Origin of the sequence: Cellulomonas sp. RIT-PI-Y, assembly GCF_025642745.1 — a bacterium.
GTDB lineage: Bacteria > Actinomycetota > Actinomycetes > Actinomycetales > Cellulomonadaceae > Cellulomonas.
The window spans coordinates 1-25,396 of record NZ_JANZKP010000020.1 but is presented as its reverse complement, the minus strand read 5'-3'; the positions used below and the strand labels follow the sequence as shown (position 1 = coordinate 25,396).

The window sequence follows — 25,396 nt, the reverse complement described above, 5'->3', positions numbered from 1 at the left end:
AGCCAGCCCGCCGACCGGGTGGAGCGGCGGTCCGATGTCGGTCCCATGTGGTGGGATCGGGGGGTGCAGATGCTCTCCGCTCCGCGACTGGTGCGCCCCGCGCTGGCCGACGTGGCCCCGCCGGTGGCGCTCGGCGGCGACCAGCGGGCGGCGGTGGACCTGCTGCTGTCCGGTGCGGAGTCCGCGGTGCTGGTGACCGGTGCGGCGGGTGCGGGCAAGACCGGACTCGTGGTCGAGGCGGTGGCGGAGGCGTTGGCCGCGGACAGGGGCTGGACCGCCGGTCTGCGCCCCGACGACGTGCTGGTGCTGGCCGCCTCCCGCCGGGCCGCCGCGGAGCTGCGCGACCGGATCGGGTCCCGGGTGCGGCGGACCAGCGGGCAGGCGATGGTCCGGACCGCGGCATCGGCGGCCTTCTCGGTGCTGCGCCAGCGCGCGGTGCTGGTCGGCGACCCGCCGCCGGTGCTGATCTCCGGGCCGGAGCAGGACCTCGCGCTGGCCGAGCTGCTGGCCGGGCACCTGGCGGGGGAGGGCGTCGACCTGGTCTGGCCCGAGGGCGTCCCGGCGGAGACGATCGGGCTGCGGTCGTTCCGCGGTGAACTGCGCGACCTGGTGATGCGTGCCGCCGAACGCGGTCTGGATCCGGTGGACCTGGCGCGGCTGGGGCGCACCCACGACCGGCCGGCCTGGGTCGCTGCCGCCGTGCTGTACCAGGAGTACCTGGACGTGACCGGGCTGCGCGGCACCACCCCGGACGTCGGGGCGCGCCTCGACCCCGCCGTGGTGGTCGAGGAGGCGGCCGACGCGCTGCGGCACTGGGAGGAGGACCTGCCCGGCCGTCCCCGCCCGCGCTGGCGGCTGGTGGTGGTCGACGACTACCAGGAGTCCACCGAGGCCACCGCCCGGCTGCTGCGGGTGCTCGCCGACGACGGGGCGCGGCTGCTGCTGGTCGCGGACCCGGACGCGGCGGTGCAGACCTTCCGCGGCGCCACCCCGGGGCTGGTCGGGCGCGCGGACGCCATCGGCGACGGGCCCGGCGAGTTCGGTGCCGCCCGGCTGGTGCTGGACCGGGTCCGCCGGCACGGCGGTGCGCTGCGGGCGGTCACCGCCCGGGTGGCGGAGCGGATCGCGGTGGTCGGCGGCGCGCAGCACCGGCGGGCGGCCTCGCAGACCCCCGCCGCGCCGGATCGCACCGTGCGGGCCGCCGTGCTGCCCAGTGCGGCCCAGGAGGCGGCGTATCTGGCGCACGCCCTGCGCAGCGCGCACCTGGAACGGGGCGTGCCGTGGGAGCAGATGGCCGTGATCGCGCGCTCCGGCGGCCAGGTCACCGCCCTGCGCCGCGCGCTGGGCTCGGCCGCGGTGCCGGTCGCCGTGGTCGGGTCGGACGTGCCGTTGAAGGACGAGCCCGCGGTCCGCCCGCTGCTGGACGCGCTCCGGGTGGTGCTGGGCGAGGAGCTCGGCGGCCGGGAGCTGGACGCGGAGCAGGCCGCGCGGCTGTGCTGCTCCCCGCTGGGCGGGCTGGACGCGGTCGGTCTGCGCCGGGTGCGCCGGGCGCTGCGGGCGGAGGAGATCGCCGGGGCGACGGAGGATCGCCGGGGCCGGACCTCCGACGAACTGCTGGTCGAGGCGCTCGGGGACCCGCTCCGGGTCGCCACCCTGCCCGCCGTGTCCCGTCGGCCGATGGAACGGCTGGCCACCGTGCTGGCCCGGGGGAGGGAGGCCGCCCGTGCGCCCGGAGCCGACCCGCAGACCGTGCTCTGGGCGCTGTGGGACACCGCCGCGCTCGCCGACCCGTGGCGCCGGACGGCGCTCGCGGGCGGGCCGGGCGGGGCACGCGCGGACCGGGACCTGGACGCGGTGCTCGCGCTGTTCCGGGCCGCGGAGACCTACGTCGACCGGATGCCGCAGGCCCGGCCTGCCGCGTTCCTGGACTGGGTGGAGTCGCAAGAGCTGCCCGCCGACACCATCGCCGCCCGGGCCCGCCGGGACGCGGTGAGCGTGCTGACCCCCGCCGGGGCGGCCGGCCGGGAGTGGGAGCTGGTCGCGGTCGCCGGGGTGCAGGAGGGGGTCTGGCCGGACCTGCGGCTGCGGGACTCGCTGCTCGGCTCGCAGACCCTGGTCGACGTGGTGGCCGGCCGGTCCGACGACCACGGGGCGGACCACGGTGCTGCCGCCCGGGCCGCGGTGCTGGCCGACGAGCTGCGCTCGTTCTACGTCGCGGTCTCCCGGCCACGAGGGCTGCTGCTGGTCACCGCGGTGGCCGACTCCGAGGAGCAGCCCTCGCCCTTCCTGGACCTGGTCGAGGCCCAGGAGGAGGACGAGGACCCGCGCAAGGTCGGCGCCCCCGCCCCGCTGGACCTGCGCGGACTGGTGGGGTCGTTGCGCGCCCGGCTGGAGCACACCGCCCGGCTCGGTGCCGCCGATCCGGCCGCCGCCCGGGTGCTGGCCCGGCTCGCGGACGCGGGGGTGCCCGGTGCCGACCCGGCGCAGTGGCACGGACTGGCCCCGGTCTCCACCGACGATCCGTTGTGGCCCGAGGGCGAGCGGGTGCCGGTGTCGCCGTCCCGGATCGAGACCGCCGGGACCTGCGCGCTGCGCTGGGCGCTGGAGGCCGCCGGGGGCACGGCGCCGAACTCCTCCCGGCAGACCCTGGGCACCCTGGTGCACGCCATCGCGCAGCGGCTCCCGCAGGGCAGCCGCGCCGAGCTCGCCGGGGAGCTGGACCGGCGCTGGCCGGAGCTCGGGCTGGGCGAGGGCTGGCCCGCGACCCTGGAACGCCGACGGGCCGAGGGGATGATCGAGCGGCTGGCCGGGTACTTCGCCCAGGCCGGTGACCCGCTGGCGGTGGAGGCGAGCTTCGAGCTGCCGCTGGACCGCGCGCTGGTCCGTGGCAGCATCGACCGGGTGGAGTCCGCGGGTGGGGAGGGCGCGGTCCGGGTGGTCGACCTGAAGACCGGGCGCACCCTGCCCAGCGCCGAGGACACCGCGACCAACCCGCAGCTCGGCGCCTATCAGCTGGCCGTGGACGCCGGCCGGGTGGACGGGCTGCCGGAGGGCGCGCACGCGGTCGGGGCCCAGCTGGTGTTCGTCTCCGACGTGCAGAAGAAGGCCGCCGTCCGCCCGCAGGACGGCCTCGGCCCCGAACCGGAGACCTCCTGGGCGCGCAGCCACATCGAGGAGGTGGCCGAGCGGATGGCCGCGTCGACCTTCCACGCCACGGTCAACGGGATGTGCGACCGGTGCCCGGTGCGCCGGTCCTGCCCGGTCCGCGACGAGGGCGGGCAGGTGGTGCAGTGAGCACGCTGTCCGCCCGGGACATCGCCGGGCTCCTGCGCCGCGATCCGCCGACCGACGAGCAGGTGGCGGTGATCGAGTCGCCGCTGCGCCCGGCCCTGGTGGTCGCCGGCGCCGGGTCGGGGAAGACGGAGACGATGTCCGCCCGGGTGGTCTGGCTGATCGCCAACGGGATGGTGGCGCCGGAGCAGGTGCTCGGCCTGACCTTCACCCGCAAGGCCGCCGGGGAGCTCGCCGAACGGGTGCGCCGCCGGTTGCGGCACCTGGCCCGCGCCGCGTCGTCGGAGGGGCTGGTGCTGCCCGGCCTGTCCGCCGCCGAGGACACCGCGCTGGCCACGATCGCCCGGCCGACCGTCTCCACCTACAACGCCTACGCCGCGTCCCTGGTCGGCGACCACGGTCTGCGTCTGGGCGTCGAGCCCGCCGCGCGGCTGCTCGGCGAGGCCGCCCAGTGGCAGCTGGCGAGCCAGGTCGTCGAGTCCTGGACCGCCGACCTGGACACCCGGGCGGCCGTCTCCACCGTGGTGGACGCCGTGCTGTCGCTGTCCGGCGCGCTGGACGAGCACCTGCTGGAGCCGGAGGCCGCCCGGCGCGGCATCGAGCAGATCGTCGAGGCGATCGAGGCAACCCCGCCCGGCACCCCGCCCCGCGCGCCGTACGCCGACATCCGGACCCTGGTCGGTGCCCTGGGCGAGCGCGCCCGGGTGCTGGACCTGGTCGCCGAGTACCGCCGGCGGAAGCGGGCCTCGGACGCCCTGGACTTCGGCGACCAGGTGGCGATCGCGGCCCGCCTGGCCCGGGACGTGCCGGAGGTCGGGGCGACCGAGCGCGGCCGGTTCCGGGTGGTGCTGCTGGACGAGTACCAGGACACCTCCTACGCGCAGCTGGTCCTGCTGTCCTCGCTGTTCGGCGGCGGGCACCCGGTGACCGCGGTCGGCGACCCGCACCAGTCGATCTACGGCTGGCGGGGCGCCAGCGCGGGCGGCCTGGAGCGGTTCCCGGAGACCTTCCCGATCGTGACGGAGGACGGGGACCGGCGGCGGGCCGACCTGCACCAGCTGTCCACGTCCTGGCGCAACGACGTCGCGGTGCTGGCCGCCGCGAACCTGGTGGCCGCACCCCTGCGCCGGGCGGAGAACGCCAGGATCGACCTGCCCGAGCTCGGCGCACGCCCCGGTGCCGGTCCCGGGCACGTGGCGGCCCGGATGCTGCCCACGGTCGAGGACGAGGCGCGGGCGGTCACGGAGTTCGTCGCCGGGCGCTGGCGGCCCGCGGGCCCGGACGGCTCCGGCCGGGTCGGCGCCGCGGTGCTCTGCCGCAAGCGTGCCCAGTTCCCGGTGCTGCACGCCGCCCTGCGGGACGCGGGCCTGCCGGTCGAGGTGGTCGGACTCGGCGGACTGCTGGCCACGCCCGAGGTGGTCGACGTGGTCGCCCTGCTGCAGGCCGCGCACGACCCGTCCCGCGGTGACGCCCTGATGCGGCTGCTCACCGGTGCCCGGCTCCGGGTCGGCGCGGCGGACCTGCACGCGCTGGCCGACTGGTCGGTGCAGGTCGCCGAGGGCCTGGACCGCCGCGCCGCCGCCGGTGACGTCCCCGCCGCCGCCGACGTGGCGGACGAGCGCAGCATCGTGGACGCGGTGGACCAGCTGCCGCCGCCGGGCTGGCGGAGCGCCCGGGGCCGGTCGCTCAGCGAGGTCGGACGCGGCCGGCTCGCCGAACTGGCCGGGGTGCTGCGCGCGCTGCGCGGGCAGACCTACCTCTCCCTGCCGGAGCTGGTCGTGCAGGCGGAACGGCTGTGGGGCCTGGACCTGGAGGTCGCCGCGCGTCCCGGGCTCAGTCCCGGCCGGGCCCGCGCACACCTGGACGCGTTCCGCGATGTCGCCGTGCAGTACGCCGAGTCCACCGACGACCCCACCCTCGGCGGCTTCCTGGCCTGGCTGGAGTCCGCGGACGCCCACGAACAGGGCCTGGACATGCCGGTCACCGAGCCGGATCCGGACGCGGTGCAGCTGATGACCGTGCACGCGGCCAAGGGCCTGGAGTGGGACGTGGTCGCCGTGGCCGGTCTGGTCGACGGCGGACTGCCCGCCACCCGCACCCAGGGCACCGAAGGCCCGGTCGACTCGGGCTGGCTCACCGGCCTGGGAGAGCTGCCCTACCCGTTGCGCGGCGACCGGCACGACCTGCCCGAGTTCGCGTACGCGGGCGCCGCCGACCCCAAGGACCTGGCCGAACGCCGCAAGCGGTTCCGCCGGGACGCCGGGGACCACCAGGTCGCCGAGGAACGTCGCCTGGCCTACGTCGCCTTCACCCGCGCCCGGGCCGCACTGTTGCTCACCGGCGCGTGGTGGGCCGACGCCAGCCGTCCCCGGCCGCCCTCCCTGTTCCTCACCGAGGTGGTCGAGGCCGGACTGGCCGAGGTCGAGGACTGGTCGGAGCTGCCCGACCCCGACCAGCCCAACCCCCGCGAGTCCGCCGAGACCGCGGTGCTCTGGCCCGCCGACCCCTTCGGCACCGGCACCCGGCGCGACCTGGTCCGCACCGCCGCCGCCGCCGTGCTCGCCGCCCGCGCCGCCGGACCCGACGACACCCCGACCCCCTGGGACCGCACCGTCCGCCTGCTGCTCGCCGAACGCGAGGACGACTCGCGGCCCGGCGCCGACGTCGAACTGCCCGCCCACCTGTCCGCGTCCGCCGTGGTCAGACTCGCGGGCGATCCCGCCGAGTTCGCGCGCGCCCTGCGCCGACCCGTGCCGCAACGGCCGTCCCCGCAGGCCCGTCGCGGCACCCGGTTCCACGCCTGGGTGGAGGGCTTCTTCGGCGAGTCCACGCTGGTCGACATCGACGACCTGCCCGGGGCCGACGACGACTCGGTGCCGGTCGACGCCGACGAGCTGACCCTGCGCGAGCACTTCCTGGCCACCGAGTGGGCCGACCTGCGCCCGGTGGCGGTCGAGGCCGATGTCGAGACCGTGATCGGCGGCTACGTGCTGCGCTCCCGGATCGACGCCGTGTTCGCCGACCCGGCCCGCCCCGGCGAGGACGCCGTGGTGGTCGTGGACTGGAAGACCGGCGCACCGCCGACCGATCCGGAGTCCGCCGCGGTCCGTGAACTGCAGCTCGCCGTGTACCGCCTGGCCTGGTCGCGGTGGACCGGCACCCCGTTGGACCGGGTGAGCGCGGCGTTCTGCTACGTCGGCACCGGGCGTACCGTGCGACCCGAGCGACTGCTCGGCGCGGAGGACATCGAGCGCATGCTGCTCGGGGTCACGCAGGGGTGAAGCGGGGCCGGCGGAGTCGTCAGTCGACGTCGACCGCGGGGGTCCCGCCGGTCTCCGGCAGTTCGCGGGTCTGCTCGTCCAGCTCGTCCAGCATGGACACCGCGTCCGCGATCACCTCGTCGTCGCCGGACCGCACGCCGTAGAGCAGCCAGCGCACCAGGGCGAGCTCCCCGGCCAGCAGGGCGCGGTCGGCCAGGAACGGGTCGGTGAGCTCGGTGCGACGCAGCTGGTAGGCCTCCATCACGGAGTCCACGGCGTCCTGCGGGGCGGCGACCAGCAGCCAGGCCAGGTCGTCGGCGGGGTCGGCGACCTTGGCCTCGCCCCAGCTGAGGACGCCGGTGATCTCGCCGTCGGCGGCCAGCACGTGGTCGGCGGACAGGTCGCCGTGCACGACGGTGGGGCTGAACTTCCAGAGCGCGATGTCCTCCAGGCGCTCCTCCCAACGCCGCAGCAGGGTGGCGGGCACCCGGCCGGTGCGGGCGGCCTCGTCGACCTCGGACTGGCGGCGCTGGCGGTAGGTGGCGGCGTCGTAGACCGGCAGCCCGGCCTCCTCGACCAGGGTGGGCGGCAGCTCGTGCAGCGCGCCGATCGCCCGGCCGAGCGCGGCGGCGGTGCCGGGCCCGGGCTGCAACCGGTCCAGGGCGACCGGGCGGCCCTTGAGCTGGCGGTACATCACCGCACGGCCGCCCTCCTCGAGCGGGGCGGTGCCGACGGTGCGCGGCACGTCGAAGGGCAGCTTCTCGTCGTCGACCGCCTGGGCGAGTGCGGCGAGCAGCACCAGTTCGGCCTCCAGCGCCGCTCCGGCGGCGGTGGTGCGCGGAGCGCGGACCACCCAGCGGGTGTTGCCGGCGTCGGTCACCACCGCGGTGTCGTCGTCGCCCCCGGAATCGGTGGCGCGCACCGCCCGGGCGTCGAAGCCGGGCACGGCGACGGTCGCGAGGGCGGCGAGGGCAAGGGGTGAACGCACCCCCACAGGGTAGGCGGGACACGCGGGTGCGGGGCTCGGTACGTCCGGGCGTGTCCCGTTCCGGCGTGTCGGCGATCCCCGGGCGTGACCGCGGGGCCGGAGGCGATCCCGATCCGGCCGGGGGCCGACCGGCTCTGCGACCGCCGGTCCGGACGCGTACGGTGACGAGGTGCTCGACTCCGAACTCCCGCTGTCGCGCACGGTGACCGACCGTGCCGCCGACCTCCGCCGCGACCCCGCCCTGCTGGACCGTCTGATCGAGCTGCCGGAGAGCCGGGTGCTCCTGGTCAGCGCCGGCCGGGTGGTGGCGCGCACCGACGGCCGACGGCCGTCCGTGGTCTGGTTCGCACCCGCCGAGGCGGCCCTCCGCGCCCCGACCGGCTCGCTGGCCGAGCGCTGGGCGTTCCTCGGCTACGACGACGCGGACCGGATCCCCGGGGTCGCGGCCACCGAGTCGTCGGAGCGCACGCCGCCCGCCTACCTGGCGCACCACGTGCCGGAGCCGGAGGCCGCCGCCCTGCCCGCCGGGACCCGCTGGGTGCCGCTGCGCGAGATCGGCGCCGAGCTGTCCGCCCGGGACGCCGGCCTGGCGACCGCGGCGGTGGCGCTCTACGAGTGGCACGTCCGGCACCCGCGCTGCCCGCGGTGCGGGGCGGTGACCTACACCGTGCAGTCCGGCTGGGTGCGGCGCTGTGTCGCGGACGGCAGCGAGCACTACCCGCGGACCGACCCCGCGGTGATCATGGCGGTGGTCGACGACCAGGACCGGCTGCTGCTGGCCAACTCGGCGGCCTGGCCCGCCAAGCGGTTCTCCACGCTGGCCGGGTTCGTGGAGCCGGGGGAGTCGGTGGAGCATGCGATCCGGCGCGAGGTACGCGAGGAGTCGGCCGTGGTGGTCGGCGACGTCGAGTACCAGGGCAGCCAGCCCTGGCCGTTCCCGGCGTCGCTGATGCTGGGCTTCCGGGCCCACGCGCTCAGCACGGAGATCACCGTCGACGGCGAGGAATTGGCAGCGGCGCAGTGGTTCACCCGGTCCGAGCTGCACCGCGCGGTGGCGGTGGGCGACGTGGTGCTGCCGCCGTCGACGTCGATCGCCCGGGCGTTGATCGAGGACTGGTTCGGCGGGGAGCTCCCGCCGGGGCCGCAGCCGGACGCGTGGCGCGACTCGGTGGTCGCGACCGCGGCGGGCCCCGCCGGTCACGCGGACGACGGCGGGGCCTGAGCCTCAGACGGACAGGGTCTGCTTGACCTGCACCAGCGAGGGGTTGGTCAGCGCCGAACCGTCCGGGAAGAGCACGGTCGGCACGGTCTGGTTGCCACCGTTCACCCGCTCGACGAAGGCGGCCGCGTCCGGCAACTGCTCGATGTCGACCTCGGTGTAGCCGATGCCCGCGCTGTCCAGCTGGGTCTTCAGCCGACGGCAGTAGCCGCACCAGGTCGTGGTGAACATCGTGACCGAGCCCTGGGCGGGCAGCTCCTGGGTCAGTTGAGTCACGGGGGTTTCCTTTCCTCGGGGTCCTGCGCGGGGAACACCGCCCACGGTGCCGGGCATTCCCGACCTGTCGGCGACAGGTGCGAGGATGCCAGCGATGTCCCCCGACGACCTGCTCGACGCCCTCGATCCCGACCAGCGCGCGGTGGCCGGCGCCCTCACCGGGCCGGTCTGCGTGCTCGCGGGCGCGGGCACCGGCAAGACCCGCGCGATCACGCACCGGATCGCCTACGGCGTGCGCACCGGCGTCTACGCCCCGACCAGCGTGCTGGCGGTGACGTTCACCGCCCGGGCCGCGGGGGAGATGCGCAGCCGGTTGCGCGACCTGGGCGTCGGCGGGGTGCAGGCCCGTACCTTCCACTCGGCCGCCCTGCGCCAGCTCCGCTACTTCTGGCCGCGGGTGGTCGGCGGGCCGGTGCCGGAGCTGCTGGCACAGAAGGCCCCGGTGGTCGCGGACGCCGCCCACCGGCTCGGGCTGTCCGTGGACCGGGTCGCGGTGCGCGACCTGGCGTCGGAGATCGAGTGGGCCAAGGTCAGCCGGATCACGGCCGAGGACTACGAGACCGCCGCGGCCGCCGCCGGCCGGCCGGCCCCCGCCGGGCACGACCACCAGGTGATCGCCCGGCTGATCACCGCGTACGAGGACGCCAAGGACGCCCGCGGCGGGATGGACATGGAGGACATCCTCTGGCTGCTGGCCGGGATGCTGGTGGACAACGGCGCCGTCGCCGAGGAGGTCCGCTCGCAGTACCGCCGGTTCGTGGTCGACGAGTACCAGGACATCTCCCCGCTGCAGAAGTTCCTGCTCGACCAGTGGCTCGGTGGCCGGGACGAGCTCTGCGTGGTGGGCGACCCGGCGCAGACCATCTACTCCTTCGCGGGGGCGACGCCGCACTACCTGACCCGGTTCACCGCGGACCACCCGAAGGCCCAGGTGGTGAAGCTGGTCCGGGACTACCGCTCCACGCCCCAGGTGGTGGGTCTGGCCAACGAGGTGCTGCGCCGCGCTCCCCGGGGCACGGGCTGGGAGCCGCTGGAACTGGTCGCGCAGCGCCCCTCCGCCGGGCCGGTGCGGTTCGCGGTCTACGACGACGACGAGGCCGAGGCCGCCGGGGTCGCGACCCGGATCGGCCGGCTGATCGCGGCGGGGACCCGGCCCAGCCAGATCGCGGTGCTGTACCGGATCAACTCGCAGTCCGAGGCCTACGAGCAGGCACTGGCCGCGGTCGGGATCGGCTACGTGCTGCGCGGCGGCGAGCGGTTCTTCGCCCGGCGCGAGGTCCGGGACGCCATCACCACGCTGCGCGGCGCCGCGGTGGCCGCCGATCCCGACGACTCGATGCCGCAGGCCGCCCGGGACGCGATGCGGGCGGTGGGCTGGTCGGAGGAGCCGCCCGCCGCACGGGGCGCCTCGCGCGAGCGCTGGGACTCGTTGTCCGCCCTGGTCGCGCTCGCCGACGAGCTGGCCGCGTCCGCCGAGCGCGCGGGCACCCGGGCCACGGTCGCCGACCTGGTGGCCGACCTGGACGACCGTGCCGCGGTGCAGCACGCGCCGACGGTGGAAGGCGTCACCCTGGCCTCGCTGCACGCGGCGAAGGGCCTGGAGTGGGACGCGGTCTTCCTGACCGGTCTGAGTGAGGGGCTGGTGCCGTGGGCGTCGGCGGACACCACCGCAGACCTCGCGGAGGAGCGTCGCCTGCTCTACGTCGGCGTCACCCGGGCCCGGGAGCACCTGGAGCTGTCCTACGCGCGCTCGCGCACACCGGGCGGCCGGGGCAACCGCCGCCGGTCCCGGTTCCTGGACGGGCTGTGGCCGAGCGACGGACGCGGGAGGTTCGGCCGTCGCGACACCGAGTCGGTGCCCCGGACCACCGGCACCCCCGACCCGGCGCTGCTGTCCGCGCTGAAGTCCTGGCGCCAGGAGCTGGCCCGCCGGACCTCCAAGCCGGACTTCACCGTGCTGGGCGACGCGACGCTGGCCTCGATCGCCGAGCTGCGACCGGCCTCGGTGCCCGATCTGGCGCGGATCCACGGCATCGGACCGGCCAAGATCGACCGCTACGGCACCGAGCTGCTGGACCTGGTCGCGAGCCATCGAGAAGTTTCTGGTTAATTCGGTTGTGCCCCTCGGGAGGGCCGCTCTACTGTGACTCCTGCCCGATGAGACAGGCCGTGCTGTGGATCGACAGACCGGTCGGATACGAGAGGAGGTGGACCCTGTGAAGACGCTCGACATGATCGGTTCCGATGCCATCGCATTGCCGATCCAGGTGTCCACCTTCGGTTGGGTCCAGGGGAGTGGTGTGTCCGCAGTGCGGATGAACACCCGTGGCGGCTTCGCCACCCTCGGCTACACCGGCCGCCTGCGTGGCAGCGGTGACGCCCACACCCCCGGCTCCGTCGACCCAGGGACGCTCAGCTAGAGCGCCAGCCCTGCAGGCCACGGAGTCCCCCGGATTCCGTGGCCTTTCTCTTTGTCCCGACCTGATGTCAGGGGCGAGGTGGGAAGCGGCGGGACCCGCCCGCCCCATCAGCACTCGCATCACCTCAGGAGGACATCGTGCGGCTCACCTCGCTGCTCGACACGATCGGACTCGGCGGTTCCGGTCCCTGGCCCCCCGTCACGTCCGGCACCGACGACTTCGACGACCTGGTCGCGGGACTCATCCCGTGCCGTTCCCACGACCCCGAGCTCTGGTTCGCCGAGCGCACCTCCGAGGTCGAGCAGGCCAAGGCCCTGTGCCGGGACTGCCCCCTGATCCAGGGATGCCTGGCCGGCGCCCTGGAGCGGGAGGAGCCCTGGGGGGTCTGGGGCGGAGAGGTCTTCGTCGCGGGACAGGTCGTGGCGGTCAAGCGTGGCCGTGGCCGGCCCCGCAAGGACGCCACCCCGGCGGCCTGACATGCCGGTTCAGTCCGCGACCTTCCCGTCCGACGTCGGCAGGGCGGCGCATCCGCACTCCGGGTGCGCCGCCCAGACCCGCAACCTCGGCTCGACCGACGGCATCGGCACCTCGTACTGACGGCCCGCGGTCATCGGCCGACCGCCGTCCACCACGCGGAGCACCTCCGCGGCGGCCAGGCCCCCGGCCACCGCCGCCAGCACCACCGGCTCCGCCGCGACCCGATCGCCGGAGCACAGCAGCCCCAGCACCCGCGGCCACTGGGGGTCGCGGTCCGCCCGGGCCAGCTCCACGCAGCGCTGGCAGCTCGGTCCGCCCGGCACGGACAGCGGTCCGATCAGCGCATCCGCCTCCCGGAGCACCACCGGCAGCCAGGGCAGTCCGGCGGACATCAGTCGCAGGCCCTGCTCCGGGTCCGCCGCGTCGGCGGAGACCGTGACCACCACGGTGGGCGCGTTTCCCCAGCGGTCGGTCGACCCGGTCCGGACCCCCGGTGCGACGGTGCGCAGCAGCTGCGCGGCCGCGGTCTGCCGACGGTGCCCGACGTCCGCGGGCGACAACCCGGTGCCGACGTCGGCGTCCAGCACCCGGCGACGGTCGTCCAGCAGCACGGTGCCGACCCCGGCGCCGGCCAGCGTGGTCGCGATCAGGATCCCGGTCCGGCCCAGTCCGCCGACCGTGACGGTGGCGGCGGCACGTCGTTCCCGCACCTCGCGCAGGTCACCGTCGCCGACCAGGGCCGTGGCCAGCACGTCCGGCACCAGCCGGTCCGGCATCGGGGTGGTGCGCAGCACGGGCGCCCGCAGCAGACCGAGCCGGTCGAGCTCGATCAGGACGGGTTCCGGCAGCGCCGGTCGCAACGGGCGTTCCGTGCCCCGCAGCACCGCGCGGCACTGCGTCGCGGTCAGGCCGTGCAGCCGGACCGACCACCTCGGGTCGGTCCCGATCTGGACCTCGTCGTCGCCGGTGCGCAGCACCCGTAGTCCGCGCCGTAGTCGCATCGCGCCACCTCCTGGCAGCACGGTGGCACGGCCGGGCGGGCCCGGACCGGTTGTCCACAGAGGGAAAAGTCAGGCCTTGCCCAGGATCCGGTTCAGCTTGGTGCCGCACTCCGGGCAGACGCCCTTGGCCATCCGGCGGCCGGAGTCCGAGATCACGACGTCGCCGGTGGTCTCCCGCTTCTCCTTGCACTTCACGCAGTAGAACTCGCCGGTATAGGTGTCGGACATCGGATCTCCTCGGGCCATCGCGGACGCAGGGGGCCCAGTATTCACGTCCGGGCGTCCCCGGGGCGACCCCCTCGGGCGCCGAATTCCCACGGCGTGACCTGCGCACCCGCTACGGTGCTGTCCGTGCGCCAGCACCGGGAGGGGACCGGCGGGCCGGAGATCACCGGTGCCGCTGCGGCGTCGAGCGCGCCGGACGCCGCCGAGCTGCTGCCCGGCCCGGTGGAGGTGCGCCGCTCACGGCGCCGGTCCCGGACGGTGACCGCGTTCCGGGAGAACGGCCGCACCGTGGTCGCGATCCCGGCACGGTTCACCCGCGCCCAGGAGCGGGAGTGGGTCGGCCGGATGGTCGAGCGGCTGGCCCGGCAGGAACAGCGCCGACGGCCCTCCGACGACGGACTGGCCCAGCGCGCCGTCGAGCTCTCCGACCGCTACCTGGGTGGCCGCGCCGTCCCGTCGTCGGTGCGCTGGTCGTCCAACCAGGGCCAGCGCTGGGGATCGTGCAGCCTGGGGGACGGCAGCATCCGGATCTCCGACCGGCTGCGCGGCATGCCCGCCTGGGTCACCGACTACGTGCTGCTGCACGAGCTGAACCACCTGCTGCACGCCGGGCACGGCCCGGAGTTCTGGGCCGAGCTGGAGACCTACCCGCGCACCGAACGGGCGCGCGGGTTCCTGGACGGCTGGTCCTACGCGGACCGCGAGGGCGGCCGGCCGCAGTCCACCGACGAGGAGGGCGACGACTAGGCGTCAGCCCTGGTCCTCCTCCTCGCCCAGGATCTCGGCCAGCGCCCGGTCCAGGTCGGCGTGCTCGTCCTGGGCGGCCTGCCGCCGGCCCTGGTAGCCCGACGGGTCGTCCAGGTCCTCGGCGGTCGGCAGCAGATCCGGGTGGTCCCAGACGGCGTCCCGGCCCTCGGGCCCGGACTCCCGGGCGATCAGTGCCCACAGCGCGGCGGCGTCCCGCGACCGGCGGGGTCGCAGCTCGAGGCCGACCAGGGTGGCGAAGGTCTGCTCCGCGGGTCCGCCGGCGGCGCGACGACGACGGATCATCTCCCGCAGCTGCATGGTGTGCGGCAGGTGCGGGAGCGTGGCGGCCGCGGTCACCTCGTCCACCCAGCCCTCGACCAGCGCCAGCGCGGTCTCCAGGCGCTCGAGCACCGCCTGCTGCTCCGGGGTGTTCTGCGGAGCGAACACCCCGGAGGACAGCGCGCCCTGCAGCGCCTGCGGGTCGGTCGGGTCGATCTGGCGGACCGACTCCTCCAGGCTCTCCAGGTCGATCGAGATCCCGCGGGCGTAGGCGTCCACCGCCGACAGCAGGTGTCCGCGCAGCCAGCCGACGTGGGTGAACAGCCGGGCGTGCGCCGCCTCCCGGGCGGCCAGGAACAGCCGGACCTCCTCCAGCGGGACCTCCAGCCCCTCGGCGAAGTCCCCGACGTTGCCCGGCACCAGCGCGGTGGCGGGGGAGTGCACCAGCGGCAGACCGACGTCGGTCAGTCCGAACACCTCCCGGGCCAGCGATCCCGCGGCCTGTCCGACCTGCATGCCGAACACCAGGGACCCGAGCTGGCGCATCATCGTCGCCGGGTCGGCCTGCATCCCGGCGAAGGCGGGCGGCAGGTCCATCGACTCGGGCAGCTGGCTGGACAGCGTCTCGGCGAGGGCCTGGGACATCGACGTCGCGACCGGCTCGGTCAGCAGGCGCCAGGTCGGCAGGGTCTGCTCCACCCATTCCGAACGGGACAGCGCCTGGGCCGGGCCGCCCGCCGGGGGCAGATCGGTGGCGGCGTCGAGCCAGAGCTCCGCGACGGACAACGCCTCGGTGGCCTCGCGGGCCTGCTGCGGGCTGAGCACCGGGTCGCCGCCGGTGACCGCGATCTGCCGGGCGGCGTCGTGCGCGACGTCCCAGTTCACCGGGCCGTCACCGCTGGACGCGAGCATCCGCTGCACCTGGCCGATCATCTGCTGCAGGGCCGCGGGGTCGTCGGGCAGGCCGGAGGCCGCGACCATCTGCGCCGGGTCGAGACCCTGCTCGCGCATCTGGCGCAGGGCCTCGTCGGCCTCGGGTCCGAACATCTGCCGCAGCATCTGCTCCCAGGCGGAACCCTCCGGCCGGCCGGAGGTGGGTGAGACGTCGTCCATCGGAGCTCCCGGTGTTCGTGGTCGCACCACGGTAACGACCGATCCCTGTGCGGACCCTGGGCGGACGGCCCCGGTTCGCTCAGGGCGCAGCGTGCGGGCCGCGTGCGGGCTGCGCAGGGAAGTCCCAGCCGGGTGCGGCATGATCGTCCGGTGTCCGACCCGCAACAGCCCCGGCCCGCAGACGTCTTCGGCCCGGAGGAACCCGTCAGTCCGCCGGTGACCCGACGTGCCGCCCTGCTCACCTTCGGGATGCTCGGCTCGGCGGCGCTGCTGCTCGGCATGCTGCTGCTGCCGGTGCCCTACGTGGTGAACGGCCCCGGCCCCACCCTGAACACCCTCGGCGAGTACGACGGCGAGCCGCTGATCAGCATCTCCGGCGCCGAGACCTACGACTCCACCGGCGAGCTCCGGCTGACCACGGTGTCCAGCACCGGTGGCCCGGGCTACCCGGCGACGCTGGTCGGCGTGGTCGCGGGCTGGCTCAGCGGGTCCAGCCAGGTGCTGCCGGTCGAGTACGTGTACCCGCAGGGCGCCACCCAGGAGCAGATCGCCGAGCAGAACCAGGCGCAGATGACGACCTCGCAGGAGAACGCCACCGTCGCCGCGCTGGAGGAGCTCGGGTACGAGGTGCCGACGACCATGACCATCGCGGGCACGGTCGAGGGCGGCCCGGCGGAGGACGCCGTGCGGGAGGACGACGTGCTGGTGTCTGTCGACGGCGTCGCGATGACGTCCTACGCGCAGCTGATCGACCTGCTGGACGACACGGACGCGGGCACCACCCTCACCCTGGGACTGGAGCGGGACGGTCAGCCGGTCGACGTGCCGGTGACCACCACCGCCAAGGACGGCGGCGGCAGCCAGCTCGGTGTCTACATCGACCCGGCCTTCGACCTGCCGGTGGACGTGTCGATCAGGATCGAGGACATCGGCGGCTCCAGCGCGGGCACCATGTTCGCGCTCGGGATCATCGACCGGCTCACCCCGGAGGACGAGGCGAACGGTGTGCACATCGCCGGGACCGGCACGATGGACCTGAACGGGGACGTCGGCCCGATCGGCGGGATCCGGCAGAAGATGGCCGGCTCGGTGCGGGACGGCGCGAGCTGGTTCCTGGCCCCCGCTGACAACTGCGACGAGGTGGTCGGGAACATCCCCGACGGGCTGAGCGTGGTGAAGATCGACAGCCTGCACGGCGCCCGTGAGGCGGTCGAGGCGATCGGCTCCGGGGACACCGCGGACCTGCCGACCTGCGGCTGAGGCCGCCCCGGGCTCAGGCCAGCGTCGCCCGCAACGCCTCGATCAGACCGGGCACCGCGTCCGGTCCCTGGCCCACGGCCTGATCCGCGTCCATCGACCGCTGCCGGATCGCGCACCAGGCCGACCCGTCCCGCAGCACGCCCACCGCCAGGCGCACGTCCTGGCGGTCCGGGTGGGCCATCAGCGCGTCCAACGCCTGCTGCGGGTCCTCGGGCAGCGAGTCCTCGGCCTCCGGCGGGAGCACGACCCGCTCGACGGTGACCGCGGCACCGTCGACGGTGGACGGCCAGGCGATCGCACCGAGCAGGCCCTCCAGGTCGTCCGAGGCGGGCAGCCCCTCCTGCTCCACCGAGGTCAGGTGCCCCGGCTCGGCGGCCGCGGCGGCCAGCACCTCCGGCGGCAGCTGCTGGGCGAGCGCGGGCTCGGCGTCCAGGGCGCTCGCGGTGCGGACCAGGGCGAAGACCCGGACCGGGCCGTCCCAGCCGCCGGTCGCCACATGGCGTTCGATCTCCACCACCGCCTGGGCGAGCGGGGTGGCGGTGGGGTCGGTCGCAGCGGTCGTCTCAGTCACGGGCAGCATCCTCGCACCGCTGGACGGGACCTGTGGGAACCTGTGGATCACCTGGCACGTTGACCCGCACAGGGCGTGATGCGCCTGACCCGTTCGCCGACGACGAGGAACCACCGTGGCCTTCGCCAACCCGTCCGCTTCTCGACCGCAGGGGCCACGTCCCCCACGGCCAGCCGGAGGTGGCGCGCGCCGCCGCCGCAACCCGCTGGTGATCACCGCGCTGGTGCTGCTGGTGATCGTGTTCGCCGTGGTGCTCATGGCCCAGTTCTGGACCGAGGTGATGTGGTTCGACCAGCTCGGCTTCGCGACCGTGCTGTGGACCGAGTGGGGGACCCGGACGGCGCTGTTCGCCGCCGGTTTCCTGGTGATGGCCGCGGCCGTCTTCATCTCGGTCACGGTCGCGTACCGCAGTCGGCCGATCTACGCGCCGTCCAACCGCGAGCAGGTCAGCCTGGACTCCTACCGGGAGGCCATCGAGCCGCTGCGCAAGGTCGTCGTGATCGTCGGCCCGGCGGTGCTCGGCCTGTTCGCCGGTGTGGCCGCCTCCCAGCAGTGGAGCACCGTCCAGCTCTGGCTGAACGCCACCCCGGTCGGCACCGATGACCCGCAGTACGGCATCGACCTGGGCTTCTACCTGTTCCAGCTGCCCGGCATCCGGTTCGTGGTCTCGTTCATCATGGCGACCGTCGTGCTGGCCGGGATCGCCGGTCTGGTCACCCAGTACCTGTACGGGGGCCTGCGGATCGGCCCGTCCGACGGCACTCCGCGCACCACCAAGGCCGCCCGGGTGCAGCTGTCGATCACCGGCGCCGTGCTCATGCTGGTCATCGCAGGGAACTACTGGCTGGACCAGTACTCGGTGCTCACCAGCCAGGGCGACCGGTTCGAGGGGGCGTCCTACACCGACGTCAACGCGGTCATCCCGTCCAAGCAGATCCTGGCCGCGATCGCGGTGCTCGTCGCGCTGATGTTCGTCTTCACCGCGATCCGCGGCAGCTGGCGGGTCCCCGCCCTCGGCATCGGCGTGATGGTGGTCGGCGCGGTCGCGATCGGCGGGATCTACCCGGCCGTCGTGCAGCGGTTCCAGGTGAACCCGAACCAGCAGGAGTCCGAGGCGCCGTTCATCCAGCGCAACATCGACGCCACCCTGGCCGCGTACAACCTGGAGGACGTGGACGTCCAGTCCTACAACGCCGAGACCGACGCCACCCCGGGCGCGCTCCGCGAGGACGCCGACACCACCGCATCGATCCGCCTGCTCGACCCGCAGGAGGTCTCGCCGTCGTTCCGGCAGCTGGAGCAGATCCGCGGCTTCTACTCCTTCGCCGACACCCTGTCGGTCGACCGGTACGAGATCGAGGGCGAGAGCCGGGACACCGTGATCGCGGTCCGCGAGATCGACCTGGACGGTCTGGACGCCAACCGGCGGAACTGGAACTCCGACGCGACGATCTACACCCACGGTTACGGCGTGGTCGCCGCCTACGGCAACACCACCACCTCCACCGGCGCCCCCGACTTCTGGGAGTCCGGTATCCCGTCCAGCGGTGAGCTGGGCGAGTACGAGCCGCGGATCTACTTCGGCCAGAACTCGCCGGACTACTCCATCGTCGGCGCCCCCGAGGGCACGGACAGCTGGGAGTTCGACTACCCGAGCGACGAGGCGGCCAACGGCGCGGTCAGCACGACGTTCCCCACCGACGAGGTCTCGGCCGGCCCGGAGATCACCAACCTCTGGACCAAGCTGCTCTACTCGATCAAGTTCGGCTCCGAGCAGATCCTGTTCTCCGACCGGGTGACCAGCGAGTCCCAGATCCTCTACGACCGGGACCCGGTCGAGCGGGTGCAGAAGGTCGCCCCGTACCTGACCCTCGACGGCCGGGTGTACCCCGCGGTCGTCGACGGCCGGGTGGTGTGGATGGTCGACGGGTACACCACCTCCGACCAGTACCCCTACGCCGCGCGGCAGTCCCTGGAGGACGCCACCACCGACGCCCTGACCGAGAACTCCAGCACGGTGCAGGCCCTGGAGCCGCGCACGGTCAACTACATCCGGAACTCGGTCAAGGCCACCGTGGACGCCTACGACGGCACCGTCACGCTGTACGCCTGGGACACCGAGGACCCGGTCCTGCAGACCTGGGCCAAGGTCTTCGACAACACCCTGACCCCGGCCTCCGAGATCAGCTCCGACCTGATGAGCCACATCCGGTACCCGGAGGACCTGTTCAAGGTGCAGCGCACCCTGCTCGGGCAGTACCACGTGACCGACCCGAACACCTTCTTCACCGGGTCGGACTTCTGGCGCACCCCGAACGACCCGACCGCCGGGGAGTCCGCGGGCGTCGCCCAGCCGCCGTACTACCTGACCCTGCAGATGCCCGGTCAGGACGCGGCCAGCTTCTCCCTGATGAGCACCTACATCCCGTCCGGCGGAAGCGCCCGGGACGTGCTCACCGGGTACGTGGCGGTCGACGCCGAGGCAGGATCGGAGGCGGGCAATCCCGCCGACACCTACGGCCAGATCCGCTTGCTCGAGCTGCCACGCGACTCGACGATCCCCGGCCCGAACCAGATGAACAACAACTTCAGCTCGACCCCCGCGGTCTCCAACGAGCTGAACATCCTGGAACGCGGCGGGTCCTCGGTGATCCGCGGCAACCTGCTCACCCTCCCGGTCGGCGGCGGGCTGCTCTACGTCCAGCCGGTGTACGTCCAGGCGTCCAGCGGCACCCAGGTCCCGCTGCTGCAGCGCGTCCTGGTCGCCTTCGGTGACGAGATCGGCTTCGCCAGCACCCTGGACGAGGCGCTGGACCAGGTGTTCGGCGGCGACTCCGGGACCGAGGCCGGCGACGCCGGGAACGAGATCGTCGAACCCGATGCCGGCGACGACACCGGCGACGGGTCGGCCGGCGAGACTCCCGACCCGGACGCCACGGCGACCCCGGACCCGGACGCCACCAGCACCCCGAGCGGCGACGCGACCACCCGTCGCACCGACGCGCTGAACCGGGCCGAGCAGGCGCTCACCGAGGGGCAGGAGGCGCTGGCCAACGGCGACTTCGCTGCCTACGGCGACGCGCAGGAGCGGCTGCAGCAGGCGCTGGAGGACGCGATCGCGGCGGACACCGAGTCCTCCGGGGGCTGACCCAGCACCGACGACGCCCGGTCCCTGTGAGGGCCGGGCGTCGTCGTGTGTGAGCCAGCGCACGCCGTGCGGATTTGGCCGTTCGGTCGGACTCGCGTAGTGTTCTATTCACCGACGCGGGGTGGAGCAGCTCGGTAGCTCGCTGGGCTCATAACCCAGAGGTCGCAGGTTCAAATCCTGCCCCCGCTACACAGTGCCGATGCAGATCGGTGACGAAGGCCCGGACCAGGTGGTCCGGGCCTTTGCCGTTCGCCGCGCCCGTGAGCTCCACGCGGCTGCACGTGGTCACCTGCGCTGCGCCGCAGACCGAGCAGAGCGGGCGTCGTCATCGGCGGACGAGTGGTCGCGCCGTTCAGCCCTGCGACCGCCCGATCAGCTCCAGCGTGTCCACCACCCGGTTCGAGAATCCCCACTCGTTGTCGTACCAGGCCACGACCTTCACGTGCCGGCCGTCAACCCGGGTCAGCAGCGAGTCGAACACCGACGACGCGGGGTTCCCGGTGATGTCCGAGGAGACCAGGAAGTCCTCCGAGTACTCCAGCACCCCGGCGAGCGGCCCGTCGGCGGCGGCGCGGTAGGCGGCGAGCACGTCGTCGCGGGTGACGTCGCGGGTGACGGTGGCGTTGAGCTCGACCAGGGAGCCGACCGGGACCGGGACGCGGATGGAGTCGCCGGACAGGCGGCCGTCGAGCTGGGGGAGGACCAGGCCGATGGCCTTGGCGGCGCCGGTGGTGGTCGGGGCGATGTTGAGAGCGGCGGCGCGGGCGCGGCGCGGGTCGCGGTGCGGGCCGTCCTGGAGGTTCTGCTCCTGGGTGTAGGCGTGGACGGTGGTCATGAAGGCGTGCTCGATCCCGGCCAGCTGGTCGAGCACCTGGGCGAGCGGGGCCAGGGCGTTGGTCGTGCACGAGGCGTTGGAGATCAGGGTGTGCACGGCGGGGTCGTAGGCGTCGGTGTTGACGCCGTAGGCGAGGGTGACGTCCGCGCCGTCGGAGGGCGCGCCGACCAGGACGGTGCGGGCCCCGGCGTCCAGGTGGGCGCGGGCGGCCGCAGCGCCGGCGAACCGTCCGGTGGACTCCAGGACGATGTCGATGTCGAGGGCCGCCCACGGCAGCTGTGCCGGTTCGCGCTCGGCCAGGACCGTGATGCGGCGCCCGTCGACGACCAGGGTGTCGCCGTCGACCTCGACCGCGCGGCCGAGGCGACCGGCGGTGGAGTCGAAGGCGAGCAGTCGGGCCAGGGCGTCGGGGGCCGTGAGGTCGTTGACGGCGACGACCTCCAGCGCGCTGTCGCGCTCGAGGAGGGCGCGCAGGACGTTGCGGCCGATGCGTCCGAAACCGTTGATGGCGATGCGGGTCATGGTCGTCTCCCGGTGGTGGCGGTTGAATGTTCCACCAGAGTCGTCGGCCGCGAACCGGCTCGACAGTGGCCGGAGCGCCACGGTCCGTGAGGATCCGGCCAGCTACTCGCCGCGGGAGAACGTGCGGCGGTACTCGCTCGGCGTGGTGCGCAGGACGCGGTGGAAGTGCCGCCGCAGGTTCGCGCCGGAGCCGAGCCCGACGTCGGCGGCGATCTGCTCGACCGACCGTTCGGAGCGTTCGAGGAGTTCGCGGGCGACGTCGATCCGGGCGCGCAGCACCCATTCCATCGGGGTGTAGCCGGAGTCCTCGACGAATCGCCGGGAGAACGTCCGGGGCGAGACCGCGGCGTGCCGGGCCAGGGCGTCCAGGGTCAGCGGGTCGTCCAGGTGATGCATGGCCCACTCCCGGGTGGCGGCGAAGCGCTCGCCGAGCTGCTCGGGGATCTGGCGGGGGACGTACTGGGCCTGGCCGCCGCTGCGGTACGGGGCGGCGACCAGGCGGCGGGCGGCGTGGTTGGCCGGGGCGATGCCGAGGTCCCGGCGGATGATGTGCAGGCACAGGTCGAGCCCGGAGGCGGCGCCCGCTGAGGTCAGGAGCCGGCCCTCGTCGACGAACAGGACGTTCTCGTCCACGGTGATCCGGGGGTGCCGCGCGGCGAACACCCGGGTGTAGTGCCAGTGCGTGGTGGCGCGGAGGCCGTCGAGCAGGCCGGTGGCGGCCAGGGCGAAGGCTCCGGTGGAGATCGCGGCCAGGTCCGCGCCGCGGTGGTGCGCCGCGACCAGGGCGGCGACGACGGCGGGTGGCGGGTCCTCGCGGTCCGGGGTGCGGTAGCCGGGGACGAAGACGATGTCCGCCCACTCCAGCGCGTCCAGGCCATGGGCGACGTGGTACGACAGGCCGTCGCCGCCGCGCACCAGCCCGGGGGCGGGGCCGCAGACCCGGACCTCGTAGGGCATGCTCGGGCGCCGGGTGAACACCTGGGCCGGGATGCCGACGTCCATCGGCTTGGCGCCCTCCAGGACGAGGACGGCGACGCGTCTCAGTCGGGTGTCGGCCACCCGGCCAGGGTAGGACGCCGGGGGATACTGCCCCCATGAGACTCGGGATCGTCGGTGCGGGCGCCATGGTGGCGGAGTTCCTGGAGCACGCCGCTCCGCGGATCGAGGGGCTGGAGGTCGTCGGCCTGCTGGCCCGGCCGCGGTCGTTGGAGAACGCCCGCGAGCTGGCCGCCCGGACCGGGGTCGGCCTGGTCACCGACAGCGTCGACGAGTTGTTCGGCTCCGGGATCGACACCGTCTACGTCGCGGTGCCGAACGTCGCGCACGTGGTCTACGCCCGCGATGCGCTGGAGCGTGGGCTGCACGTCATCGTGGAGAAGCCGATGACCAGCACCGTCGCGGAGGCGGAGGAGCTGGCGGCGCTCGCGGCCGAGCGGGGACTGTTCCTGTTCGAGGCGATCACCACCGTGCACCTGGGCACCTACGGCAAGGTCCGGGAGTGGCTGCCGCGGGTCGGGGACGTGAAGCTGGTGCAGAGCCAGTACAGCCAGTACTCCCGGCGGTACGACGCCTTCCGCTCCGGGGAGGTGCTACCCGCCTTCGACCCGGCGCAGTCCGGGGGCGCGCTGATGGACCTGGGGCTGTACAACCTGCACTTCGTGCTCGGGCTGTTCGGCGAGCCGGAGTCGGCGGTCTACACGCCGAACGTCGAGCGCGGGATCGACACCAGCGGGGTGCTGGTGCTGCGCTACCCGACGTTCGTGGCCACCTGCACGGCGGCCAAGGACTCCGCGGGTCCGCAGGGCGGGCTGATCCAGGGCACGGCCGGACGGATCACCACCGCGCTGTCGCCGAACCTGGTGGGCGAGGTCCGGCTGGAGCTGAACGACGGCACCGTCGAGACCTTCGACGACGGGGGCGCGGCGGACCGGTTGGCGATCGAGTTCCGGGCGTTCGGCTCGGTGATCGCCGACGACGACCGGCTGACCGGAGCGGCGTGGCTGGCGGACAGCCTGGCGGTCAGCCGGGTGCAGACCGCGGCGCGGCTGGCGGCGGGGATCCGGTTCCCGGCGGACGGCTGACCGGATCCCGCCGGACCGGGGTCAGCCGGTGATCGCGAACGCGTCGATCTCCACCAGCATCTCCTCGCGCGGCAGCTCCACCATCACGGTGGTCCGGCTCGGCAGCACCCCGCTCGGGCAGTGCTCCTGGACGAAGGCACCGTAGGCGTCGTTCATCGCGGCGAAGTCGTCCCGGGTGGTCAGGTAGACACGGAGCATCACCACGTCGTCGAAGCTGGCGCCGGAGGCCTCGACGATGGCGCGGACGTTCTCCAGGGTGCGGGTGGTCTGCGCGGCGACGTCGCCGGGGTGGAGGTACTCGCCGGTGGTGGGGTCGACCGGACCCTGGCCGGAGACCTGGACGAACGGGCCGGTGCGGACGCCCTGGTGGAAGGTGTGCGCGGGGGCCGGGGCGTGCGGGGTGGACACGGCGGTCTTGGTGCTCATCGGGGTCTCTCCAGTGTGGTGCGGTCGGGCGTCGTCGGCGACGGTGAGGGCGAGTTCGCAGAACATCGAGTCCGCCCAGGAGAACCAGGGGCGGGAGAACACGGTCGGGTCGGACGGGTCGAAGCTCTCATGCACCCGGCCGGTGCCGCCATCGGTGTCGGCGATCAGTCGCAGCAGGCGCACGCGGTCGGCGGGGGTGGCGGTGAGACCCTCAACGGCGAGCGCGATCGGCCAGATCCGGCCGGGACGGGTGTGCGGGCTGCCGATCCCGGCGGCGTGGCTGCCGGAGAAGTAGTAGGGGTTGGCGGGGCTGAGCACGAACCGGCGGGTGGTGCGCCAGATGTCGTGGTCGACGACGTCCGGGGCGATCAGCGGCAGGGAGAGCAGGGACGGGGTGTTGGCGTCGTCCATGCACAGGGCGTGGCCGAGGCCGTCGACCTCGTAGGCGTAGATCGGGTGTCCGCCGTCGGTGCTCGGCACGGTGCCGTGGGCGTGCACGGCGTCGACCAGTTCCCGGGACAGGGCACGGGCGTCGGCGGCCAGGTCGGTGTCGGCGTAGACGTCCCGGGCGAGGTCGGCGACGGCGAGCAGGGCCTGCGCGGCGAACAGGTTGGCCGGGACGTTGTAGCCGTAGGTGCAGGCGTCGTCCGAGGGGCGGAAGCCGGACCAGGTCATGCCGGTGACGGCGACCGGCGTGCCGCGGCCGTCCCGGGCCAGGGTCTCGGTGGGCTTGGCGCCCGCGCGGGCGAACCGGTAGGCCGAGTCGTCGTGGTGCTGCTCGACCCGGAGCTGGTGGACGACGGTGGCCAGCACGCGGTGGGTGCGGTGGTCCAGGTGGTCGGTGCGGCCGGTCTCCCGCCAGAGCCGGTGCGCGAGGGTGACCGGGTAGGCGAGGGAGTCGACCTCGTACTTCTGCTCCCAGACGTGCGGGTCGTCGCAGACGTCGTCGGGGTCGTAGTGCGCGCCGGTCGGGCCGTCGTTGAACGCGTTGGCGTAGGGGTCGTGGTCGAGGCAGGCCATCTGGCGCCGCACCACGGCGGCGACCAGGTCGGCGAGCGGCGGGCAGTCGGCGACGAACCGCAGGTACGGGGTGAGCTGGGTGGTGGAGTCGCGCAGCCACATCGCCGGGATGTCGCCGGTGATCACGAAGGCGGTGCCGTCGTCGGCCGTCGTCAGGGTGTCGGTGAGGGTGCGGCGGAGGGCGGCGAGCACCAGGTCCGCGATCCGGGGGCCGGAGACGGCGCGGACCCGGGCGGT

Annotated in this window: 19 protein-coding genes, 1 tRNA gene and 1 pseudogene; 11 read left to right on the top strand and 10 right to left on the bottom strand. The window is 74.2% G+C overall.

All coding sequences use genetic code 11. From position 1 onward, the window contains the following. Window positions 1-69: 69 nt before the first annotated feature. Together OGL89_RS08395 and OGL89_RS08390 are read left to right on the top strand one after the other, a co-directional pair. A complete protein-coding gene (locus tag OGL89_RS08395; protein ID WP_263119521.1) occupies window positions 70-3,294 on the top strand; it encodes an ATP-dependent DNA helicase in 3,225 nt (1,074 codons plus the stop codon). Further along, a complete protein-coding gene (locus OGL89_RS08390; RefSeq protein ID WP_263119484.1) occupies window positions 3,291-6,572 on the top strand; it encodes an ATP-dependent DNA helicase in 3,282 nt (1,093 codons plus the stop codon). The genes OGL89_RS08395 and OGL89_RS08390 overlap by 4 nt, the downstream gene beginning before the upstream one ends. A 19-nt stretch (window positions 6,573-6,591) precedes the next feature. Here OGL89_RS08390 and OGL89_RS08385 read toward each other — a convergent pair whose 3' ends face one another. Continuing rightward, a complete protein-coding gene (locus OGL89_RS08385) occupies window positions 6,592-7,539 on the bottom strand; it encodes a phosphotransferase (RefSeq protein ID WP_263119483.1) in 948 nt (315 codons plus the stop codon). 169 nt (window positions 7,540-7,708) lie between these two features. Here OGL89_RS08385 and nudC point away from each other — a divergent pair, with 169 nt between their 5' ends. After that, window positions 7,709-8,761, top strand: coding sequence for an NAD(+) diphosphatase (gene nudC / locus OGL89_RS08380; protein ID WP_263119482.1), 1,053 nt, complete (start codon window positions 7,709-7,711; stop codon window positions 8,759-8,761). A 3-nt stretch (window positions 8,762-8,764) separates the two neighbouring features. On the opposite strand, the gene OGL89_RS08375 is transcribed toward nudC, so the two are convergent. Beyond that, window positions 8,765-8,989, bottom strand: coding sequence for a mycoredoxin (locus tag OGL89_RS08375; RefSeq protein WP_263119520.1), 225 nt, complete (start codon window positions 8,987-8,989; stop codon window positions 8,765-8,767). A gap of 139 nt (window positions 8,990-9,128) precedes the next feature. Here OGL89_RS08375 and OGL89_RS08370 point away from each other — a divergent pair, with 139 nt between their 5' ends. The 3 genes from OGL89_RS08370 (at window position 9,129) to OGL89_RS08360 (ending at window position 11,930) form a co-directional block, all read left to right on the top strand. Beyond that, on the top strand, window positions 9,129-11,144 hold the full coding sequence (locus OGL89_RS08370; RefSeq protein WP_263119481.1) for an ATP-dependent DNA helicase UvrD2: 2,016 nt from the start codon (window positions 9,129-9,131) through the stop codon (window positions 11,142-11,144). 106 nt (window positions 11,145-11,250) lie between these two features. Further along, window positions 11,251-11,454, top strand: a complete 204-nt coding sequence (locus tag OGL89_RS08365) for a hypothetical protein (protein WP_263119480.1) — start codon at window positions 11,251-11,253, stop codon at window positions 11,452-11,454. A gap of 137 nt (window positions 11,455-11,591) precedes the next feature. Next, complete coding sequence (locus OGL89_RS08360) at window positions 11,592-11,930, top strand: WhiB family transcriptional regulator (protein ID WP_346770691.1); 339 nt, start codon at window positions 11,592-11,594, stop codon at window positions 11,928-11,930. Between the two features lie 9 nt (window positions 11,931-11,939). On the opposite strand, the gene OGL89_RS08355 is transcribed toward OGL89_RS08360, so the two are convergent. Next, entirely contained in the window at window positions 11,940-12,932 is a 993-nt protein-coding gene (locus tag OGL89_RS08355; RefSeq protein WP_263119479.1) for a ThiF family adenylyltransferase, read from the bottom strand. A gap of 69 nt (window positions 12,933-13,001) precedes the next feature. Further along, window positions 13,002-13,160, bottom strand: a complete 159-nt coding sequence (locus OGL89_RS08350) for a DUF5679 domain-containing protein (RefSeq protein WP_263119478.1) — start codon at window positions 13,158-13,160, stop codon at window positions 13,002-13,004. 219 nt (window positions 13,161-13,379) lie between these two features. Between OGL89_RS08350 and OGL89_RS08345 the strand changes: the two genes are divergently transcribed. Then, on the top strand, window positions 13,380-13,904 hold the full coding sequence (locus tag OGL89_RS08345; RefSeq protein ID WP_263119518.1) for a YgjP-like metallopeptidase domain-containing protein: 525 nt from the start codon (window positions 13,380-13,382) through the stop codon (window positions 13,902-13,904). A 3-nt stretch (window positions 13,905-13,907) separates the two neighbouring features. Here OGL89_RS08345 and OGL89_RS08340 read toward each other — a convergent pair whose 3' ends face one another. Then, a complete protein-coding gene (locus OGL89_RS08340) occupies window positions 13,908-15,296 on the bottom strand; it encodes a zinc-dependent metalloprotease (protein ID WP_263119477.1) in 1,389 nt (462 codons plus the stop codon). Between the two features lie 216 nt (window positions 15,297-15,512). Here OGL89_RS08340 and OGL89_RS08335 point away from each other — a divergent pair, with 216 nt between their 5' ends. Further along, window positions 15,513-16,556, top strand: coding sequence for a PDZ domain-containing protein (locus OGL89_RS08335; RefSeq protein ID WP_263119476.1), 1,044 nt, complete (start codon window positions 15,513-15,515; stop codon window positions 16,554-16,556). Between the two features lie 13 nt (window positions 16,557-16,569). Here the strand turns inward: OGL89_RS08335 and OGL89_RS08330 are convergent, their stop codons facing one another. Then, window positions 16,570-17,136, bottom strand: a complete 567-nt coding sequence (locus tag OGL89_RS08330; RefSeq protein ID WP_263119475.1) for a PPA1309 family protein — start codon at window positions 17,134-17,136, stop codon at window positions 16,570-16,572. 199 nt (window positions 17,137-17,335) lie between these two features. Here OGL89_RS08330 and OGL89_RS08325 point away from each other — a divergent pair, with 199 nt between their 5' ends. After that, complete coding sequence (locus OGL89_RS08325; protein ID WP_263119474.1) at window positions 17,336-20,275, top strand: UPF0182 family protein; 2,940 nt, start codon at window positions 17,336-17,338, stop codon at window positions 20,273-20,275. Between the two features lie 115 nt (window positions 20,276-20,390). After that, window positions 20,391-20,464 (top strand) — tRNA-Met (locus OGL89_RS08320). Between the two features lie 163 nt (window positions 20,465-20,627). Here OGL89_RS08320 and gap read toward each other — a convergent pair. Together gap and OGL89_RS08310 are read right to left on the bottom strand one after the other, a co-directional pair. Next, entirely contained in the window at window positions 20,628-21,632 is a 1,005-nt protein-coding gene (gene gap / locus OGL89_RS08315) for a type I glyceraldehyde-3-phosphate dehydrogenase (protein WP_263119473.1), read from the bottom strand. Window positions 21,633-21,734: 102 nt separating this feature from the next. Next, a complete protein-coding gene (locus OGL89_RS08310; protein WP_263119472.1) occupies window positions 21,735-22,691 on the bottom strand; it encodes a helix-turn-helix domain-containing protein in 957 nt (318 codons plus the stop codon). A gap of 35 nt (window positions 22,692-22,726) precedes the next feature. Between OGL89_RS08310 and OGL89_RS08305 the strand changes: the two genes are divergently transcribed. Then, complete coding sequence (locus OGL89_RS08305) at window positions 22,727-23,713, top strand: Gfo/Idh/MocA family oxidoreductase (RefSeq protein ID WP_263119471.1); 987 nt, start codon at window positions 22,727-22,729, stop codon at window positions 23,711-23,713. 21 nt (window positions 23,714-23,734) lie between these two features. On the opposite strand, the gene OGL89_RS08300 is transcribed toward OGL89_RS08305, so the two are convergent. Together OGL89_RS08300 and OGL89_RS08295 are read right to left on the bottom strand one after the other, a co-directional pair. Then, window positions 23,735-24,139: a Rid family hydrolase gene (locus OGL89_RS08300; protein ID WP_263119517.1), complete on the bottom strand. Its 405-nt coding sequence runs from the start codon at window positions 24,137-24,139 to the stop codon at window positions 23,735-23,737. A gap of 60 nt (window positions 24,140-24,199) precedes the next feature. Then, window positions 24,200-25,363, bottom strand: a pseudogene (locus tag OGL89_RS08295) (glycoside hydrolase family 125 protein); the annotation flags it as partial. Between the last annotated feature and the right edge of the window lie 33 nt (window positions 25,364-25,396).